The sequence below is a fragment of the Sphingomonas sp. Leaf412 genome (assembly GCF_001425405.1).
In the GTDB taxonomy this organism is placed as follows: domain Bacteria; phylum Pseudomonadota; class Alphaproteobacteria; order Sphingomonadales; family Sphingomonadaceae; genus Sphingomonas.
Window position 1 is genome coordinate 239,049 of sequence record NZ_LMQP01000004.1, and the last position, 3,585, is coordinate 242,633.

General features: G+C 69.1%; 3 protein-coding genes and 1 pseudogene. 3 read left to right on the plus strand and 1 reads right to left on the minus strand.

The genetic code is table 11. From position 1 onward, the window contains the following. The 3 genes and pseudogenes from ASG29_RS17110 to ASG29_RS15380 all read left to right on the plus strand — a co-directional run. Positions 1-485, plus strand: a pseudogene (locus ASG29_RS17110) (MFS transporter); the annotation flags it as partial. A 54-nt stretch (positions 486-539) separates the two neighbouring features. Beyond that, positions 540-1,301: a helix-turn-helix transcriptional regulator gene (locus ASG29_RS15375; RefSeq protein WP_235532955.1), complete on the plus strand. Its 762-nt coding sequence runs from the start codon at positions 540-542 to the stop codon at positions 1,299-1,301. After that, positions 1,298-1,987: a FadR/GntR family transcriptional regulator gene (locus tag ASG29_RS15380; protein ID WP_055986291.1), complete on the plus strand. Its 690-nt coding sequence runs from the start codon at positions 1,298-1,300 to the stop codon at positions 1,985-1,987. The genes ASG29_RS15375 and ASG29_RS15380 overlap by 4 nt, the downstream gene beginning before the upstream one ends. A gap of 212 nt (positions 1,988-2,199) precedes the next feature. Here ASG29_RS15380 and hslU read toward each other — a convergent pair whose 3' ends face one another. Continuing rightward, on the minus strand, positions 2,200-3,498 hold the full coding sequence (hslU, locus tag ASG29_RS15385) for an ATP-dependent protease ATPase subunit HslU (RefSeq protein WP_055986294.1): 1,299 nt from the start codon (positions 3,496-3,498) through the stop codon (positions 2,200-2,202). Positions 3,499-3,585: the final 87 nt, after the last annotated feature.

Below are 3,585 nucleotides of genomic sequence, written 5' to 3' on the forward strand. Positions count from 1 at the left end.
GGATGGGCGGCGTCGTCTTCCTCGCCTCGATCGCAGGCGCGCTGATCGGCGGGGTCGCCGCCGACATGGGCAATCGCAGCGGACGGCGCGGCGGCATATTGTACGGCGCGCTGGCCGCCGCCGCGATCGCCGCGCCCGCCGCCTTGTTCCCGATCATGCCGGGGACGGCGGGCTTCGGCGCGGCGCTGGGCGTGCTGCTGTTCGGGGGCACGATCACCGGCCTCGTCACCGCCACCGCCATCGCGGTGCTGCTGCCCAACGAATTGCGCGGGCTGTGTATCGGCGCGTTCATCGCGTTCGGTGGGTTGATCGCGTTCGGGATCAGCCCCGTTCTGGTGACGGGCACCAGCGTGCTGCTGGGCGGCGAGGCGCATCTGGCGACCGCGCTGGCGGCGGTGGGGCTCGTCGTCAGCGTGGTCGCGATCGCGGGCTTCGCGCTGGCGATCCGGCACGCGCCAGTCGACATTCGTGATGAACCTATCTGACAGGCTTGCGCTACCTATAGGATAGCTGTACGGGTCGATCCGCAGGAGGGGCCGATGCCGAAAGAGCAGGTCGACGTATCGCCGGAGATGATCGCCTTCGTCGGCGACGGATGCATCGCGCACGACGGCTGGCCGCTCGAATCGCTGCTGCTGGCGTTCCACGACATCGACGGCGCCGCGCCGCCGATGGTGGAACATGTCGCACGCGACCAGTGGCCGCATGCCGCGGAAGGTGCGACGTTGGTGTTCGTCGTGGCGGAGGCGGCGTGTCGACGGCTGTACGATTGCGTGCCAGCGCCGGGCACCGTCTGGCACCTGCCCAGCGAATTGCGCGCGATGGCGCTGGGGATCCGCGACTGCACCGCCCCGGAGGCCGCGCGCGCGACGGTGCGGCTGGGGCGGAGCATCGACCTGCTGTGCGCGGTGCTGGGCGGGATCGCGGCGGCGGAGCTGATCCCCGGTGATGCTGCCGGTGCGCTGTCCGAAAGCGACGCGGCGCGCGTCGTCGCGGCGCGGCGGATGATCGACGAACGCTGGCACGAGAAACTGACGCTGGACGGGATCGCGCGCGCGTGCGGGATCAACCGCGCGAAGCTGACGCGCGGATTCCGCACGATGTACGCGACCAGCATCGGCGACCTGCTGACCGACAAACGGCTGGAGGGAGCCAGGCGGCTGCTGTCGATCACCGACCTGCCGGTGTCCGCGATCGGCTATCGCTGCGGCTACATGAACAACGCCAGCTTCACGCGCGCCTTCACGCGGCGGTACGGGATGCCGCCGACGCGCGCGCGGGCGGAGAGGATCGCGGCATGAGCGTGGTGGCGGGCGGATCGCTGGTCGATCAGGCGGTGCGCAGCGTGCGGGCGCATATCCGTGCGCACGACATGAAAGTGGGCGACACGCTGCCCGGCGAGGGGCAGTTCGCGACCGAGCTGGGCGTCAGCCGCGCGGTGATGCGCGAGGCGTTCGGGGCGCTGGCCGCGCTGAAGCTGATCGACGTCGGCAATGGACGGCGCGCGCGGGTCGGCGCGATGGACGGGTCGGTGATGGGCACCAGCCTGGACCATGCCGTCTCCACCGCGCAGGTGTCGCTGGCGGAGGTGTGGGACGTGCGGCGGACGCTGGAACAGCGGACGGTCGAGCTGGCGGCGCGGCACCGGCTGTCCGCCGATGCGGCGGAGATCGTGGACGCGGCGAAGGCGATGCAGGCGATCGGGCACGAGGACCTCGACGCGCTGACGCATCACGACATCCGTTTCCACCAGGCGATCGCGCGGGCCAGCGGCAACATGCTGTTCCTCCAGATCATCCGCTCGTTCGAGCCGCTGATGCGCGTCGCGGTGCCCAGCGCGTGGCGGACGCGGACGACGCAGGAGGAGCGCGTCGCGGTCCTCGCCTGCCACCGCGTCCTGGCCGACGCGATCGCAGACCGCGATCCGGACGCCGCGGTCGTCGCGCTGGACCAGCATTTCAGCGCGACGATCGGGGCGTTGTTGTGATTGCTTCGCTGCGCTCGCAATGACGGCCGTATTCCGGCCTCGGGTTGGGCTGCCCCCCAACCCCTCGGCCTGATTCATTACCCTTCGGCCTGATCCCCCCTCCGTTCGGCCTGAGCGTAGTCGAAGGCTATGCATGGGCTTCGACTACGCTCAGGCCGAACGGAGCTGGTGGGTGGTTCAGCCCGAACGGGGGTGGGTATGCGGTAAGCCTATCAAAGCACGAAGCGGCTCAGGTCCGTGTTGCGGGCGATGTCGGCCAGCTGCTTCTGCACATAGGCCCCGTCGACCGTCAGCGTCGCGCCGGCGCGGTCCTCGGCGTCGAAGCTGATTTCCTCCAGCAGCTTCTCCATCACCGTCTGCAAGCGGCGGGCGCCGATATTCTCGATCTCCCCGTTCACTTCCGCCGCGATCTTCGCGATCGCGCGGATGCCGTCGTCGGTGAAATCGACGGTCACGCCCTCGGTCGCGATCAGCGCCTTGTATTGCGCGGGCAGCGACGCCTTCGTGTCCGACAGGATGGCGACGAAATCGTCCTCGGTCAGGCCCTTCAGCTCGACGCGGATCGGCAGGCGGCCCTGTAGCTCGGGCAGCAGATCCGACGGCTTGGCGACGTGGAACGCGCCCGACGCGATGAACAGGATGTGGTCGGTCTTCATCGGGCCGTATTTCGTCGACACGGTCGTACCCTCGATCAACGGCAGCAGGTCGCGCTGCACGCCCTCGCGGCTGACCGAGCCGCCGCCGCGGTGTTCGGACATCGCGATCTTGTCGATCTCGTCCAGGAAGACGATGCCGTTCGCCTCGGCATCCGCCAGCGCGACGCGGCTGACCTCGTCCTGGTCGAGGCGCTTGTCCGCTTCCTCCTCGACCAGTTTCTCCCACGCCGCGGGGACGGTCAGCTTGCGGCGCTTCGTCTGTCCGCCGCCCAGCTTCCCGAACATCTCGCCCAGATTTATCATGCCGACCGATCCGCCGCCGGGCAGGTCGAACGGCATCTGCGGCTGGACCGGCAGGTCGATCTCGATCTCCGTCGAATCGAGATGGCCGTCGCGGAAGCGCTGGCGGAAGCTTTCGCGTGTCGCCTGGCTGGAATCCTTGCCCACCAGCGCGTCGAGCAGGCGGTTCATCGCGGATTCCTCCGCCTTGTCCTTCACTGCGGTGCGGCGGCGTTCCTTTTCGAGGCGCACGGCCTCCTCGACCAGGTCGCGCGCGATCTGCTCCACGTCGCGGCCGACGTAGCCGACCTCGGTGAACTTGGTCGCCTCCACCTTCACGAACGGCGCGTCGGCCAGCTTCGCGAGGCGGCGGCTGATCTCGGTCTTTCCGCAGCCCGTCGGCCCGATCATCAGGATGTTCTTCGGCGTCACCTCGTCGCGCAGGTCGGGCGACAGCTTCTGCCGCCGCCAGCGGTTGCGCAGCGCGACCGCGACCGCGCGCTTGGCGTCCTTCTGCCCGATGATGTGCGCGTCGAGCGCGGCGACGATGGCCTTGGGGGTGAGATTGTCGTTCATATCATCCAATCGTCATCCCGACGAAAGCCGGGATTTCGTGCTGCGAGGGCACGCTTCGTGACGGGGAGACCCCGGCTTGCGCCGGGG